The organism is Psychrobacter sp. NZS113, assembly GCF_015864825.1.
In the GTDB taxonomy this organism is placed as follows: domain Bacteria; phylum Pseudomonadota; class Gammaproteobacteria; order Pseudomonadales; family Moraxellaceae; genus Psychrobacter.
Genome location: NZ_JADYWL010000002.1, coordinates 301,536 through 317,135 on the forward strand (window position 1 = coordinate 301,536; position 15,600 = coordinate 317,135).

At 42.2% G+C, this 15,600-nt stretch carries 7 protein-coding genes; 4 read left to right on the forward strand and 3 right to left on the reverse strand.

What is annotated here, in order from left to right:
• Nucleotides 1-295 precede the first annotated feature (295 nt).
• Nucleotides 296-1,246: an acetyltransferase gene (locus tag I6E61_RS04060; RefSeq protein ID WP_197130217.1), complete on the forward strand. Its 951-nt coding sequence runs from the start codon at nt 296-298 to the stop codon at nt 1,244-1,246.
• A 172-nt stretch (nt 1,247-1,418) separates the two neighbouring features.
• On the opposite strand, the gene I6E61_RS04065 is transcribed toward I6E61_RS04060, so the two are convergent.
• Both I6E61_RS04065 and I6E61_RS04070 read right to left on the reverse strand, forming a co-directional pair.
• Nucleotides 1,419-1,910, reverse strand: coding sequence for a hypothetical protein (locus tag I6E61_RS04065; protein WP_197130220.1), 492 nt, complete (start codon nt 1,908-1,910; stop codon nt 1,419-1,421).
• Nucleotides 1,911-1,967: 57 nt separating this feature from the next.
• Nucleotides 1,968-2,909 (reverse strand): PAAR domain-containing protein, encoded by a 942-nt coding sequence (locus I6E61_RS04070; RefSeq protein WP_197130223.1) that lies wholly within the window; start codon nt 2,907-2,909, stop codon nt 1,968-1,970.
• 215 nt (nt 2,910-3,124) lie between these two features.
• On the opposite strand from I6E61_RS04070, the gene cysG reads away from it, so the two are divergent.
• The 3 genes from cysG to I6E61_RS04085 all read left to right on the forward strand — a co-directional run bounded on the left by cysG (nt 3,125) and on the right by I6E61_RS04085 (nt 10,525).
• Entirely contained in the window at nt 3,125-4,762 is a 1,638-nt protein-coding gene (gene cysG / locus I6E61_RS04075; RefSeq protein WP_197130226.1) for a siroheme synthase CysG, read from the forward strand.
• Between the two features lie 145 nt (nt 4,763-4,907).
• The gene (locus tag I6E61_RS04080; protein WP_227685663.1) at nt 4,908-6,521 is read left to right on the forward strand and encodes an exonuclease SbcCD subunit D C-terminal domain-containing protein; all 1,614 of its coding nucleotides are present in this window, start codon (nt 4,908-4,910) and stop codon (nt 6,519-6,521) included.
• Between the two features lie 83 nt (nt 6,522-6,604).
• Nucleotides 6,605-10,525, forward strand: coding sequence for an AAA family ATPase (locus I6E61_RS04085; RefSeq protein ID WP_197130229.1), 3,921 nt, complete (start codon nt 6,605-6,607; stop codon nt 10,523-10,525).
• 169 nt (nt 10,526-10,694) lie between these two features.
• Here I6E61_RS04085 and I6E61_RS04090 read toward each other — a convergent pair whose 3' ends face one another.
• On the reverse strand, nt 10,695-15,542 hold the full coding sequence (locus I6E61_RS04090; protein WP_197130232.1) for an NAD-glutamate dehydrogenase: 4,848 nt from the start codon (nt 15,540-15,542) through the stop codon (nt 10,695-10,697).
• Nucleotides 15,543-15,600: the final 58 nt, after the last annotated feature.

The following is a 15,600-nucleotide window of genomic DNA, read 5'->3' on the forward strand; positions in this document are numbered from 1 at the left end:
TTCTTTTTTGCGTTTAATATAGTCATTCATTAAAGGGTCTTCTCATCAGACGATAGCGCATTGTGCAGATGTTAAAAGACTCATTTGATATTTTTATACAACGTTTTAACGTTTTTTGGTATAACATTACGTTATTCTATGAATTACCTTTGAAGGCTGTGCGCCATCACTCCATTGAGCCAACCCTTTAAAACCCAATTATGAACGAAATTGCCGTCTTTGCAGATAATCACGCGCACCGTGTCACTCAAGGTTGGTAATAGTTTTACCGCTCTCATCAATATGGATATTTGTTATGCCCTCTATACAAAAAAATGACTCACTCTACGAAAAGCTCCATGATAAACTGCCTCCTGTCGGTAAAGCGGCGTCTTTTCTCACTGGTGCTAGCGTCCTCACTGCCAATAGCATCTTCGTTGGTCTACCCATCTGGACTTTGGGTGCTGCGAAAGTATTAACCAAGTCAAAATACGCTGACGATGCACTCATTGCGATTACCAAGTACTGGATTAATAGTAATAACGCTGTGATTAATCATGCATTACCTCATAAAGACTGGCGTATTAATATGCCTGATGATCTGAGCGAGGACAAACAATACCTACTCGTGAGCAACCATCAGTCTTGGGTTGATACCAGTATCGTCCAATACATTAGTCAAGATAGATTACCTTTGACGCGGTTCTTTACTAAGTTTAATTTGATTTACATTCCTGTTATCGGTCAGGCGTTTTATTTCTTGGACTTTCCGATGATGAAGCGCTTTTCTTCTAAAGCGATGGCAAAAAATCCAGAACTTAAAAAACAAAATTTAATCGAAGCCAAGCGTGCGTGTCGCCAATTAAAAGACAAACCCTTTGCGCTACTTAACTATCTAGAAGGTACGCGCTTCACCAAAGAAAAACATGACAAGCAAGACTCACCCTATCAGCATTTATTAAAACCACGGGCTGGTGGTCTGTCATTGGCAATCAATGCGTTAGGTGATCAGTTAGATTCGATTTTAGATGTCACTATCGTGTACCCAGATGGCACCCCTGACTATGATGACTTATGGAAAGGTAATATCCGTCGTTTGGGCGTCGATGTGACTCGCCTAAAGATACCTGATGAGCTGTTTGCCGCGATTATGGATGGTGGTTACGACCGTGATGAAGCCACGAAAAAAATGATGTTTGATTGGTTAGAGGATATCTGGCAACAAAAAGATGCACGTATGACTAAAATGCTCAGTGAGTTTGAGTAGGCTTTGGAATATACTAAAAATAGTTAATAGACCTCTTGCATAAGTAAGTTATCGCTAGCCTTCGTGACTCCGTCAGTGGGAGCCAATAAACTGCTACTTTTGCAAGAGAGCTAATATATATCCGTTATATAGGATTCCGGGTAGTCTCTCAATTTATTCTAGATATGTCTGATTATTTAGCGACATAAGGGTAGTTAAAATCATGAGAAAAATATACGTATTCCTCTTCCTTGTCATCTATACCACTAATTGAAACTATTGAAAATTTTTGCTCTAGAGGTTTATAAATATTTTGCTTTAATTTTGGATCGTCAGTATTTAAACAGATTTTTTCTCCTTTTTCTATAATATGATATTCATCATCTACAGGATCTATTGTTAACATTGTACGACTTTCGTCCTTAGGAACATATAAATTAAATATCTCTAAGTTGCTCATTTTTATATATTCTATTTGTATAGGTTGATCATTTAGAGCTGTTGTTGCAAACAAGGGTTCAAAACACAAATCACCCTCATCATTGGTTGATATTTCAATATCGCCTTCTATTGCAGAAGAATGATGAGGATTTTTATGGCAGCCAGAGGTGCTAATTATCAGTGCTAAACAAGTAGTTAACATAAGACAAAATGTAAATGGCTTCGACAGATTACCTATAAACATTTAAAATCCTTTTGATGATATCGATAGAAGATTCAATACAGTAAAAATTACTTGTTTCTACCATACTTTGGGACTAGGTTTTTTAAAGTTACCACCTATAACGGTTTCATAGTCTTGTAGAGTAAGTGTTTTGCTATTAGTAGCATAAGGTTTCAGATTAAGGTACTCACGTAGCGCATAATAATCTCCGACAATAGCAGCTTGTTGCTCTAATCCGTAATCACTTAAGTCTTTGAAATTAGTGTCGTCTCCTGAAGTATAGAGTTTATAGAGATAAGGATCTCCTAAAGTAGCTAATGCTCCTAAAGTAATTCCACGAGTTTTCACAGCCTTACCGTGTTGATGTTGCCAAACATGGGTCATCTCATGTATAAAAGTGCGTCTGTCTCTATCGCTTACACTTTTTGAATTTAAATTTGAAAAATCTTCCTCATAAGCAGTACCAGGAAAATATATATTTCCATCAGGTGACATAGCTCTGTTATCTTGTTGAACCGGCTTCCACTTCCCATTATAAATACCTACCCCATTTTCTTCCCCCTTTTTACCAAAGTTAATAGCATCTCCAAACACACTTTTAGCGGTTATTAATTCACTTGACGTCATATCACGCCTTACAGGCTTTGGTTGATATTGATCTATTTGACCTCCAGGCCCCGCCAAGTTATTAAACAAAGTGTCTGGATCAGACTTTGGGAATATCAAAGGCTCTTGCTTCTCAACCCCTATCACCTCAAAACCACTTTCGCAGAATGACTGCTGAACCGCAATTAACTTCGCACCACAACTGGTGATATCGCCTACACGGGCAATCGGTGCGCCATCAATAATAAATGAGAAGTCCCCCGTAAGAATAGTTGTTAGTTTTTTACACTTTTTGCAGATGACTTTATCACCCTTACGAGAAACTGGTATTCCATTATGAGTCGTATTTGGTGATCCAGTGAGGACCTGACCACCATGAGTTGTTGTAGCACCTACGGTGATATAAGCCGCCATAGCATTACCCTAAACTATATTTTTCAGATAGGCCGATATTATTACATATAGACAAACAATTATCTACTTTTAGAAAACCTATTCCGTTTCCTATTGAAAATCACTCCTCTCATATCAAAAACGAATATACTAATGCCAATTCACCGCGTGAGACGTCGCGCACGATACCTCATAATAGTGGTATATTTTACATTGAATGAATTGCTGGTGATGCTATGAACACTTTTCCATTATTTTTTAAATTAGAAGACCGCAAAGTGCTTATCGTTGGTGGCGGTGATGTAGCGCTACGCAAAGCGGATCTGCTTAGTCGTGCTGGGGCGGCAATCACTATCCTTGCCCCCGTTATTAGTGATGAGATACAAGCCTTGCTCAATGATAGTAAGCATCAGCTCATCTATGAAAATTACAATAACACCTATATGTCAGGCGCACGCGTCATTATCGCAGCGACTGATGACGAAACACTGAATCATCAGATTCATGCTGATGCTACTGCCCTAAACATTCCAGTCAATGTGGTTGATACACCGCATTTATGCGATTTTATATTTCCAGCCATTGTTGATCGCAACCCTATTGTGATTGGTATCTCATCTAATGGTAAAGCACCGGTACTAGCACGTTTACTACGTGCCCGCCTTGAGACGTTAATTCCACAAGGTTATGGCAAATTGGCCAAATTGGCAGGCGAGTTCCGTACTGAGGTAAAATCCAAAATTCCTACCTTAACAGGGCGTCGCCAGTTTTGGGAGCGAGCTTTTGAAGGCAAAGTCAGTGAGCTCATGTTTGCTGGTAATGAAATCCAAGCCACTGCACAGCTACAAGCCGACTTAGATAGCACTGCTGCGAATATTGCCAGTGCTATTGAATCACCAACCCATACTACTGTGGTAGCCGCTCCTGTAGTCGACAACGAAACCTCTTTGGATACTACCATTCCAGTTGGCGAGGTTTATATTGTGGGCGCAGGCCCTGGTGATCCAGAACTGCTCACCTTTAAAGCACTACGCCTGATGCAGCAAGCAGACATTGTCTATTATGATGCCTTGGTTTCGCCGCAAGTCTTAGACTTGTGCCGTCGTGATGCGGACAAAGTGTTTGTAGGCAAAAAACGTAGCAACCATGCTGTTGCTCAGCTTGGTATCAATGAGCTGTTAGTCAATAGTGCCAAAGAAGGTCGCCGTGTGGTTCGTCTAAAAGGTGGCGATCCGTTTATCTTTGGACGCGGCGGTGAAGAGATTGAAAGCTTACGGGCACATGGCGTTCCTTATCAAGTCGTGCCAGGTATCACTGCTGCCAATGCAGCGGCCAGCTATGCAGGTATTCCGCTTACCCACCGTGATCACTCGCAATCGGTACGCTTTGTCACTGGATTTTTAAAGGCTGGCGCACCAAACAGCAACTTTAAAAACTTTTTGAATACCGATGAGACGGTTGTGTTTTATATGGGTCTGTACTCTTTGCCTCGTTTGACTGAAGGCTTAATTGATGCTGGACGAGCTGATAGTACTCCTATTGCCATCGTATCCAATGCCAGTATGCCCAATCAGCAAGTATTAACCGGCACACTTGCCAATATCGTTGAGTTGCAAGAGCAACACCAACTACCAACGCCTGCGCTACTTATCATGGGAGATGTCGTCGCCCTGCATGATAATTTGGCTTGGTACAACTTACAAAATCAGCAGCACAGTCAAAGTAGTGACGATCTAGCGAAGAACTGGTTGCGCGAAGGGTCAAGAGGTAAAGTAGAAAAACAACCAATAGACCAACAAGCACATGCGCTCTCTATGATATCCAGTTTGGCTACGCAGCAAGAGGAAGGTTTAGAGCAACTGATTATTGATTAATTTTTAGTATTAACTCTCAACAATAAAGAGCTCTATCGATAATAATATATTGGTAGGGCTCTCTTTTTAACGCATTCCAACAGCGCAAACCACAAAAAATCTTGCTAGAATGACAGCTTCCCATTAACTGTCTTTAAGTGCAATTATGTCTACACCTGCCACTGCCACTGCCACTTCCAATTCAATGCCTACTCGACCATTAACCATCCTACATACCTCCGACTGGCATCTGGGTCGTCGGCTCTATGGTCGCATGCGCTATGAGGAATTCGAGGCGTTTTTGAGCTGGCTTGAAGAGACAATTAGCACGCAAAAAGTCGATGTATTAATCGTTGCTGGTGATATCTTTGATACCATGACGCCAAGTAACAGAGCCCAAGCGTTGTATTTTGAGTTTTTAGGTAGAGTGTCCAAGTCATGCTGTCAACACGTGGTGATAGTCGCGGGCAATCACGACTCCCCTACTTTTTTAGATGCCCCCAGTCAGGTGCTTAAGTTCTTAAATGTTCATGTGATTGGCACTGCTTGTGACGATTTAAACAACGAAGTATTGGTTTTGGATGATGCAGAGGGAACGCCGCATTGTATTATCGCCGCTGTTCCTTACTTGCGTGACCGCGATGTGCGTAGTAGTAGCGCTGGCGAGTCAGCGGATAGCAAAGATGCCAATGTTATAAAAGGTATTCGTGCACACTATGATGAAGTAGCTAGCATTGCAAAATCCAAGCAATCTGAACTTATCGAAGCGCATAAGCGGCATATTCCTATCGTTGCGACAGGGCACCTATTTGCAGCTGGCGGTACCACAACAGATGATGATGGTGTACGCGAGCTTTATGTTGGCTCACTGGGTAAAATCTCTGCTGATATGTTCGATGAAAGCTTTGATTATGTTGCGCTTGGTCATTTGCACGTGCCACAGCGGGTCGGTGGTCGTGAGCATATTCGCTATTCAGGCTCACCCATAGCTATGGGCTTTGGAGAAGCAAAGCAACAAAAACAAGTATTACTAGTAAAGTTTGGTGCTGCAGACAATGTCATATCAGATCTAGACGTTACCCCTGATAATTATATTCCTCAGCTTATCAATACAGACTCTCATATTAAAACGACCAAGATTGAAAAGTCAGTAGAAAAAACCGTTAAAAAAGTGGCTATTCAGGCAGAGCCTTTGATGGATGACTTGTTTGGTTTTGATGAGCCATCGGACAATGATAATAATGATGTAGCAGAAACTGGTGTCACAGAGAACCTTACTGCTCAGCAAGACCTAGATAATCAATCAGTGCCTACTCATGCTGCCACTACCAATAAAATACTGCTTCGCGATAATTTAAGTCAGATGCAAGTAGTCTCCTTACCCATTCCAAAATTTCAGAAATTGGCACAAGTCTCAGGTAACTTAGCGTCTATTCATCAGGCTATTAATCAAACTACTCAACTACTTGAGTCAAAAGAGTCTGTTTGGCTAGAAGTTATTTATACCGGTGATGATATTGTTAGTGAATTACGTGAGCATATTCAGGCCATGGTAGAAGGCTTGCCATGTGAGGTATTAAAAATTAAGAATACTCAAACTTATAATAAAGTCCTTAACCAACAGCAAACCTCTGAGACGTTACAAGACCTAAATGAAGAAGAGGTATTTGAGCGTTGCTTGACCGCGCATAGTATTCCTGATGAGCAAAAGTTAACCTTGCGTGATGCGTACGATCAAATCGTTTATAACCTGCGCCATGCAGATAGCCATGCCGAATAATAGTAAGTTATTCAATATCATTTCTAATCACTGATGTCTTTATCAGCTTTCAACACTGCCCCATATAAAAATAAGACCTGCCCATGCGACTGATTGAACTGCGACTCAAAAATTTAAATTCCCTAAAAGGCGAATGGCACATTGATTTTAGTGACCCCGCTTTTCTCAATGAGGGCATTTTTGCTATTACTGGGCAAACAGGTGCTGGCAAGACCACCATACTGGATGCCGTCTGCTTAGCGCTATACAGTCAAACGCCAAGATTGGGTGATATTACGGGTTCAACGAATGAGATTATGACCCAAGGTACTGGTGAATGCTCAGCAGAAGTTATCATCGAGATAAATTCTAAACGTTATCAATGCTATTGGTACCAACATCGTGCCCACAAAAAAGCAAAAGGCAACTTATTACCGATTAAGCACGAGATTAGTGATGTTGAAACAGGCGCTATTTTAGAAGAGAAAAAGTCTAAAACATCTGCCTATATCCAAGATCTAATCGGTATGGATTTTAATCAATTTACCCGTTCCATCATGTTGGCACAAGGCAGTTTTGCGGCATTTTTGAAGTCTGATATTGGTGATAGAGCCGCCATTTTAGAAAAAATAACGGGTACGGCCATTTATGCCAAAATATCGTTAAACGTGCACGAGAAAAAACGCTCTGAGGAAGAAGTGCTTGGCAATCTACAAGCAGGCGTTAATAGCTTATCCCTATTAAATATTGAAGATGAAAAAAGACTGGCTGCAGAATTAGACACTCTGAATCAGCAGCAAATCAAACAACGACAAACATTCAAAACCTTGAGTGAGCAACTACAGTGGCTAGATAGCGTCTATCAACTACAACAGAACCTCTCGGTTTATCAGACTGAGTTCGCAACAGCGCAACAGATACAGAAAGACTTTATCCCAGAAGCACAACGCTTAGATATTGCGACTAAAGCTTTAGAAATTGATAGCCAGTTTCGCGCGATGTGCTATAGCCGAGAGATGCTCAGTAAGTTGGATGCTGAGCAACAGACATTGCTTAGTAAAATTCCGACACAGCAAGAAGCGCTTGGGCAAGCTTCAAGTCATCTAAATGAGGCGAGTACTTTTGAAAAGAACGCCACGGATAACTTACAAACTGCTTTACCCATTATTAAAAAGGTGCGTGAATTAGATGCTGATATAAAACAGCAAGCTCATGCTTTATCAAATGACAATCAACGTAAAGGCGTACTGGTGAATAATACTCAACAATTACGTCAAGAAATAGCTAGCCATAAACAAACAGAGCAGGATACTAAGACTCAGTTTGACAGTATTGAAAAGTACTTTAATGACTATCCAGAGGTAAACGATCTCGATACAGATATGGCAACCTTTGATAGCAGTTGTAGCCGATTAAAGGCATTGCTAGAAGACAATGTGCGCTTAGCTACCGATAAACGAACATATGGTCATCAAGCCAGCCAACTACAAGCAAGTTTCGATCAACTGTCTAAGCAGCAAGACGCCGATACCTCATTAATAATACAACATCGTGAGCAACTTGCCAGCTTACAGCACCAGCAAGCAACACTCATCCAAAAAAAATCGCTGGCTAGTATGCGTCGTGATCAAGAACATGTTGATCAAATTAATAACCAAACTAATCGGGCCAGCTTCAAGTTACAACGACTGTCCGAACTTACTAGCCAAATAAAAAGAACCACGCTTTCGCTACCAGTACTTAGCCAAGCGTTAACGACTTTAGAACAACTAATTACCAGTCATCAATCAGACATTCAAAATGTTAAGCTCAAACGACAAGATAAACAAGAGCATCTGAATCTATTACAAAAGGTCGCTAAGCTTGAAGACTATATAACAGAACTACAAGACGGATTGCCCTGCCCGCTCTGTGGCGCACACGAACATCCTTACGGCAAAAATCATCCTTTATTAGACAATAATATCGACGACAATGCCGACCAAAGCCAACTGTCTAGAACACAAAAGATTCAGCAGGAAATGGATGCACTAGAAACTGTTATAGTCAATCTTGAGCAGACGGTATCAAAACACCGTCTTGAACATGCTACAAAGAAAGAAACGCTCAATAATCAACAACAGCAATTAGTGCCGTTACAGCAAGAGACAGAGACCTTATATAGTGATATTCGGGTTTATCTGGCCTCGTTATTCGATGATAAAAATAATTACTCTGAATCCATTGCAGCGCTCATTCATCCACTGACTCAAGTGACGGATAACGTCAATGATGCGATTGACGTGGACAACTCTTTATCTTTATTGGATGCCGCCAAACACAACCTGATTGATTACAAGCAGTCTCTACAAACCATGACGGGCCAATACGATGTGCTGACACAACGTATGGCACATATTAGTACTGCAATCGAAACCGATGAAAAGCGGCAACAAGTACTTATTCGCGACGTCAGTAATTTGGCAACTGATATTAAGCTTAATACACAGAAAATTGAGAGTATTGAAGAAAGTATCGCTGTCAACTTCTCTGAATTGGCACCTATTATGACCACTGTTTCGTCTCTAGCGTATAAACACCCTATAGAGAACCATAAAGAGTATTTATCTGTAGCTGTTAATGCAGCAGACATCAATGATGCACTCAAGCAACTGAATGATAGTGTTACTGAGCAGACCGTAATAGACAACTCAGACTATGACCCTCATATCGAAAGGCTACGTCAACAGCGTAGCGCCCTAAGTCAGTTAAAGCAATATTGCCATGGCCAAAAAAACAAACAACAGCAGCTAACCAACACGATAAGCAGCTTAACAGCACAGATTGGAGCCAAACAAGCACAGCTTACCAATGACGAAAAATCGCTCGAAGAACTAGAGCGCTTAACTATTAATAAAACCAGTGCTATCGAGCAACTAAGGGAAAATAGAAAAGAGATTTTCGCAGATAAAGAGGTAGATGCTGAGGAGACTCAATTACGAAGTGCGGTCGATAAGGCTCAAGCTAGTAAGATCACGGTACAAAGGCAGCTAGATACCATTCAGCAGACATTAGAACAATTAAAGGTTAGACAGCAACAGCTAGCAACAGAGCTACAATCTGCAACTGGTACGCTCAATACGCAACAAAGTGAATTTACGGATTTACTATCAGAATCACAGTTCGCCGATGAAGCTGCCTTTGTCAGTTCACGCCTGCCTAAACAAGAGCGCGAAGCACTACACATACGTAAATCAGCTATCGATAATGCCTTGCAACAGGTGAAGTCACAGCTAGATAGTACTCAGCAATTATTAGCGCAAAAACTTGCTGCTCCTATGACAGATAAGGATAGAGAAACGCTTGCTGGCGAGTATCATCAAATACAGACAGATATTGATCAACTAAGTCAGCAGATAGGTGCAATTGACCAAAAACTCAAAGACAACGACAATCAAAAAGGCAAACAAGTAGCACAACTTGTGGCTATCGATGCGCAAAAACAGAAGCTACAAGTTTGGCAGCAGCTACATACGCTAATTGGTTCAGCTGATGGTAAAAAATATCGTACCTTTGCCCAAGGATTAACGTTTGAAGTTATGATTAGTCATGCCAATACGCAACTGCAAAAGATGAGTGATCGTTACCTACTCATCCATGACGACCACAATCCGCTTGAGCTCAATGTGATTGATAACTATCAAGGTGGCGATGTTCGTAGTACTAAAAACCTCTCTGGTGGCGAAGGCTTTATCATTAGTTTGGCACTCGCGTTAGGGTTATCACAAATGGCCAGTCACAATATTCGTGTGGATTCGTTATTCTTGGATGAAGGCTTCGGCACACTGGATGAAGAGTCACTTGATATCGCCCTCGATACGTTAACGAGCTTACAACAGGAAGGTAAGTTGATTGGTATTATCTCTCACGTGCAGGCACTAAAAGACCGTATCTTGACCCAAATTAAGGTCGAAAAACTCTCTGGCGGCTTTAGCCAAATTAGCGGTCAAGGGTGTCAGAGAGTTGTCGGTGAAAAAGCCTCGTAAGTTAATCCATGTTTCAATAATAGAGTTTCTGTAATCAAGAGCTAAATACTCTGACTCTTGTTTGATTAGACAATAAAAAACCACCGTTAATTAATAACGGTGGTTTTTTTGAAATAGTATTTTATTTAGTTAGTGACTTATTCAATCACTCATTTAGTTACTTAGTTAATCACTTAGTAACTAAACCACTCAACTCACTCATCAACACGGATAGTGTAGACAGGCTGATTTGACTGTCTGCATCATTAGCATGAAGCTGATCTAACTTGCTCATCTCTGATGTGACAGACTCTAGATGGTCTAAGTGACGTGAGCGCCACTCGCCAAATGCTTGTTTCGCATCCGGTTTAGATAATATGGCATCCATCAACAGACGCAAGCTACGTGACAGCTCGTTCATCAATGCATGGCGTGCGCGACGATCCCAGTAATCTTGCTGTGGTAAGGTGGCAATATTGTCCATCATCCAGTCTAACTGCAAGACATGGTAGGCTTCAAAGTATAGCGTTGCAATCTCATCAACAGGACGCTCATACAGCTCTGCTAACAGCGCGGCATCGAGGGCATCCACATGATAAGGCAGCATAGCAAACAATGCAGCATCACTATTAGACAGATCTTCCTGCATCAGGCTGGTCGTATCTTCTTGCAAGTACGCTGCAAATTGCTGCTCAATGAAACCACCTGGTTTCGTGAGCTTTTCAACGCTATCGCTAAAGCGGCTAATCATATCAGCGACTTGCAAGTCTTGACCAAAGGCATTGATAAACCACACAACACCGCTCTCAAGTGCATCACGCAGACGTAGCTCAAGATTTAGCAACAACGTAGCATCGACTTGATTGTCCAACGACTCAAGCGTTTTCCAAGCTTTTGACACATCAAAGACATCACGGCTAATCGCATAGCCACGCACGATGGTAGCTAGTGATTGATCGGTCTCTTCGAACAGACGGAACAATGCTTCGATACCCAAACGATTGACCACGCTATTGGTCAGATAAGTACTGATAATTTCACGATGTAAGCGATGCTCTGTCATTTCATTAAAGAAGCGTGACGCTAGCTCATCAGGGAAGTACTTACGTAACTCGTTGATGAAGTATGGGTCATCTGGTAAATCAGAGGACAACAAGTTGTCATATACCCACATCTTACCGTAAGCCATCACGACGGCTAACTCAGGATTAGTCAGGCCAGCATTCGCTTTTTGGCGTTTGGTCATCTCTTCATCTGATGGTAGATATTCGATTGCACGGTCGAGACGCCCCTCGCCTTCTAGCATTTGAATAAAGCGTTGATGATCGCTTAGATTCGCTGATGCACGAATGTGACTCAGTTCAATCGCTTGAGGCTGTAGGTAGTTTTGGCGCAGTACCAACTCTGCCACGTTATCGGTCATGCTCTCTAGCAGCTCATTACGCTGTTTTAAGGTCATGTCACCTTGCTCAACCACTTTACCCAATAAGATTTTGATATTGACTTCGTGATCTGAACAATTAACGCCGCCTGAGTTATCGATAGCATCAGTATAGACTCGACCACCCGTTTGTGCGTATTCAATACGGCCTTGCTGCGTGAATCCTAAGTTACCACCTTCACCAATCACTGCACAGCGAAGCTCATTACCGTCGATACGCAGTGAGTCATTCGCACGGTCACCGACATCAGCATGCGTCTCATTAGCGCTTTTGACATAAGTACCGATACCGCCGTTCCAGAGGAGATCAACAGGCGATTTCAATAATGCACTGATTAAATCATTAGGTGCGAGACTGTCTTCATTGATATCGAAGACTGCTTTCATCTCTGCACTGATAGCGATTTTTTTGTCTTGGCGTGAGAATATACCACCACCTTGACTGATTAATGAGGTTTCATAATCTGCCCATGATGAGCGTGGTAATTCAAACAAACGTGCGCGCTCGGCATAAGAGGTCGCAGTGTCTGGATTAGGATCAATGAAGATGTGCAAATGGTTAAAGGCAGCAACCAGCTTGGTATGAGTTGAAAGCAGCATACCGTTACCGAATACATCACCACTCATATCACCAATACCGACGACAGTGAAGTCGTCACGGTTTTGGATGTCCATACCGCGCATACGGAAGTGACGTTTGACCGACTCCCAACCACCACGTGCCGTGATACCCATGGCTTTATGGTCATAACCTACTGAACCACCTGAAGCAAAGGCATCATCGAGCCAAAAGTTGTACTCTGCTGCTAAGGCATTGGCGATGTCAGAAAAAGTCGCTGTACCTTTATCCGCAGCAACAACCAAGTATGGATCGTCTTCATCATGTCTGACTGTATTGGCTGGCGGGACAATCACGCCGTCTACGATGTTGTCTGTAACATCGAGCATACCGCGCAAGAACGTCTGATAACAAGCGATACCTTCTGCTTGGAACGCTTCACGACCATCCGCCATGGTTTTAGTTTTGACGATGAATCCACCTTTCGAACCAACAGGCACAATCACTGCGTTTTTTACCATCTGTGCTTTGACTAGGCCCAATACTTCGGTACGGAAATCTTCCATACGATCTGACCAGCGCAAACCACCACGGGCAACCTTGCCACCACGTAAATGCACGGCCTCAACACGCGGTGAGTACACAAATATCTCAAACATCGGTTTAGGTTTAGGCAAGTTAGGAATATCTGCTGCCAAAAACTTAAACGACAAACGATCTTTACGCTGACCATCGGTATCAGTCTGGTAGAAGTTGGTACGTACCATCGCGTTAATTAAATCCAAGTACCAACGCAGGATACGGTCTTCATCTAGACTATCGACATCTGCTAGCGCAGCAACGATGCGTTCTTGAATTTTCGCAGTTTTTTCTGTGCGTTCAATTTCACTATACTGAGGATTCATGCGAGCATCGAACAGATTGCCGAGTGCCACACTGATATCACTGTTTTTTACCACAGTCTGCTGGATGTAGTTACTAGAGAACGGTGCTCGAGCTTGCATCATATAGCGTGACAGTGCTCGTAATAACACCACATCATAAGTATCTAGATTGGTCGTCAGTACCAGCTCGTTAAACGAGTCACTTTCAACACGTCCCGCCCAAATTTGTTTGAGGCTGTCTTCGAACTGACCGCGCACCACTTGCATGTTGACGGTATCGACATGTTCTAAGGTCAGCTCATACTCTTGCATCCAGATAGACTGCTCTGGCAGGTCAAACTCATAGGTTTGTGCTGAAATAACTGACACACCAAAGTTTTCAAGAATTGGCAGGACTTTTGACAAGATAACAGGCTGCTCACGACCATAGAGCTTTAGATGTAATTGATTGCTTGCATCGCCTGTTGATTGGTATAAATGCCAAATCATCGGTTGCTCTGCGGTCAATCCAGCCAAGCGCTTGGTATCTTCAACCGCTGTACGCGCATCGAAACGCTCTTGATACGCAGCAGGGATGTAGTTTAAAAAGCGGCGGTTTAAGGCATTTGCTTGCTGCTCACCAACATTATCAAGCAATACTTTTTGATAGTCATCACTCCATGACTCCATCAATGCTGACAATTTGGCTTCTAGTGCTGTCGTATTGACGTCGTTTACTTGACCAGGCACTGTGCGTACATGGACATGCACACGAGCATGTGCAGATTCATTGAACTCAGTGGTAAAGCCTGATGAGGTTCCACCATAGGCATCTTTTAGCACATTTTGTACTTTGATACGCAGCTCGGTGTTGAACTTGTCACGTGGGATATAGACCAAGCACGAAACAAAACGCTGATAATGATCAATACGGCTGAATAGACGTAGGCTCTTTTTGTCTTGTAATTGACTGATACCAGATACGATTGGATACAGCTCTTCGACGCTGGCTTGAAACAAGTCATCACGGGGTAACGTATTAATCACATGCATCATTTTATGATGGGCATGACCGTCACGTGGCAACTCTGCCATGGCCATAATCTTATTGGCTTTTTCACGTAATAGCGGTATTTGCTGTACAGTCAGCTGGTACGCTTGCGAAGTCAATAAACCGATGAATCGATATTCACCAACCAGCTTACCGTTGTCATCAAACTTATGAATGCCTAAAAAGTCCATATATACTGGGCGATGTACAGGAGATACACGGCTTGATTTTGACAGCATCAATACGCGTGGCTCAGTCAATAATTGCTTTAACACTTTAGGCAATTGACTAAAGCTTTCTGACAATTTGTCTTCTTCAGCACCGCGCAGTAAACCAAGACCACTATTGCCAATGGCAAATAAATCCAAGTCCACAGAGTCGGTATCAACTTCAACAGATTGCCCACCCTCTAGGCGGTATTCACGATAACCCAAGAATATAAAATGATCGTCTAATACCCAATCTAAAAACGCTTGAATCTCTTGCTGTGAATAAAACACTTCTGGCAATGGTTTTGTAGACAGCTCTGCTTTAATATCTGTCAGCTTCGATCGCATTTGCGTCCAGTCACCAACGACTGTATCTAGCGTATCGATTTTAGCCAATAGCATTTGTTGTAGCGCGTCCAAATCTTCGTCATCTTGATAAGCAATTTCGCAATGAATCAAAGACAAATGCGAAGTGGCACTTTCATGTGCGCCTTCGATATGCGTAATATCGCCATCATCGTTACGATCAACGCTAATAATGATATTGTAAGTACGATGTACATCGATACCTGCCGCTTCAAGACTCATCAAAATCGTATCGACTAAGAACGATCGGTCATAGGCCACGATTTGGATGACTGTGTGCGAACTGTGAAAATGCTGCTCTTCCGCTTTAGGATTGAGCACAGTCAGTTGTGGACTACTGCGATCATAGGCCTTGAGCAAAGTGAAATGATGTAGTGCCATGCCCGCCAAATCAGCATTGCTGATGACTTTTGCCGTTTCTTGATGGAGCGGCTGGTAATAGCTATGAATAAAATGGTCAAACAATGACTTATCTTTTTGTACATAACTGGTCGCAATATCGCTTATCTGGCTAATCCGCTCTGTTGCGATACTAAGAGAGTTTGGCATGTTCTTTATCCTTTTTTATAGATCTGGTCTATCTATTATTTATTTGAGTTTATTAATG

Excerpts from the sequence above, each read along its gene's own strand:
- I6E61_RS04065 (WP_197130220.1), bottom strand. The coding sequence starts at position 1,910 with ATGTTTATAGGTAATCTGTCGAAGCCATTTACATTTTGTCTTATGTTA.
- I6E61_RS04060 (WP_197130217.1), top strand. The coding sequence starts at position 296 with ATGCCCTCTATACAAAAAAATGACTCACTCTACGAAAAGCTCCATGAT.
- I6E61_RS04090 (WP_197130232.1), bottom strand. The coding sequence starts at position 15,542 with ATGCCAAACTCTCTTAGTATCGCAACAGAGCGGATTAGCCAGATAAGC.
- I6E61_RS04085 (WP_197130229.1), top strand. The coding sequence starts at position 6,605 with ATGCGACTGATTGAACTGCGACTCAAAAATTTAAATTCCCTAAAAGGC.
- cysG (WP_197130226.1), top strand. The coding sequence starts at position 3,125 with ATGAACACTTTTCCATTATTTTTTAAATTAGAAGACCGCAAAGTGCTT.
- I6E61_RS04070 (WP_197130223.1), bottom strand. The coding sequence starts at position 2,909 with ATGGCGGCTTATATCACCGTAGGTGCTACAACAACTCATGGTGGTCAG.
- I6E61_RS04080 (WP_227685663.1), top strand. The coding sequence starts at position 4,908 with ATGTCTACACCTGCCACTGCCACTGCCACTTCCAATTCAATGCCTACT.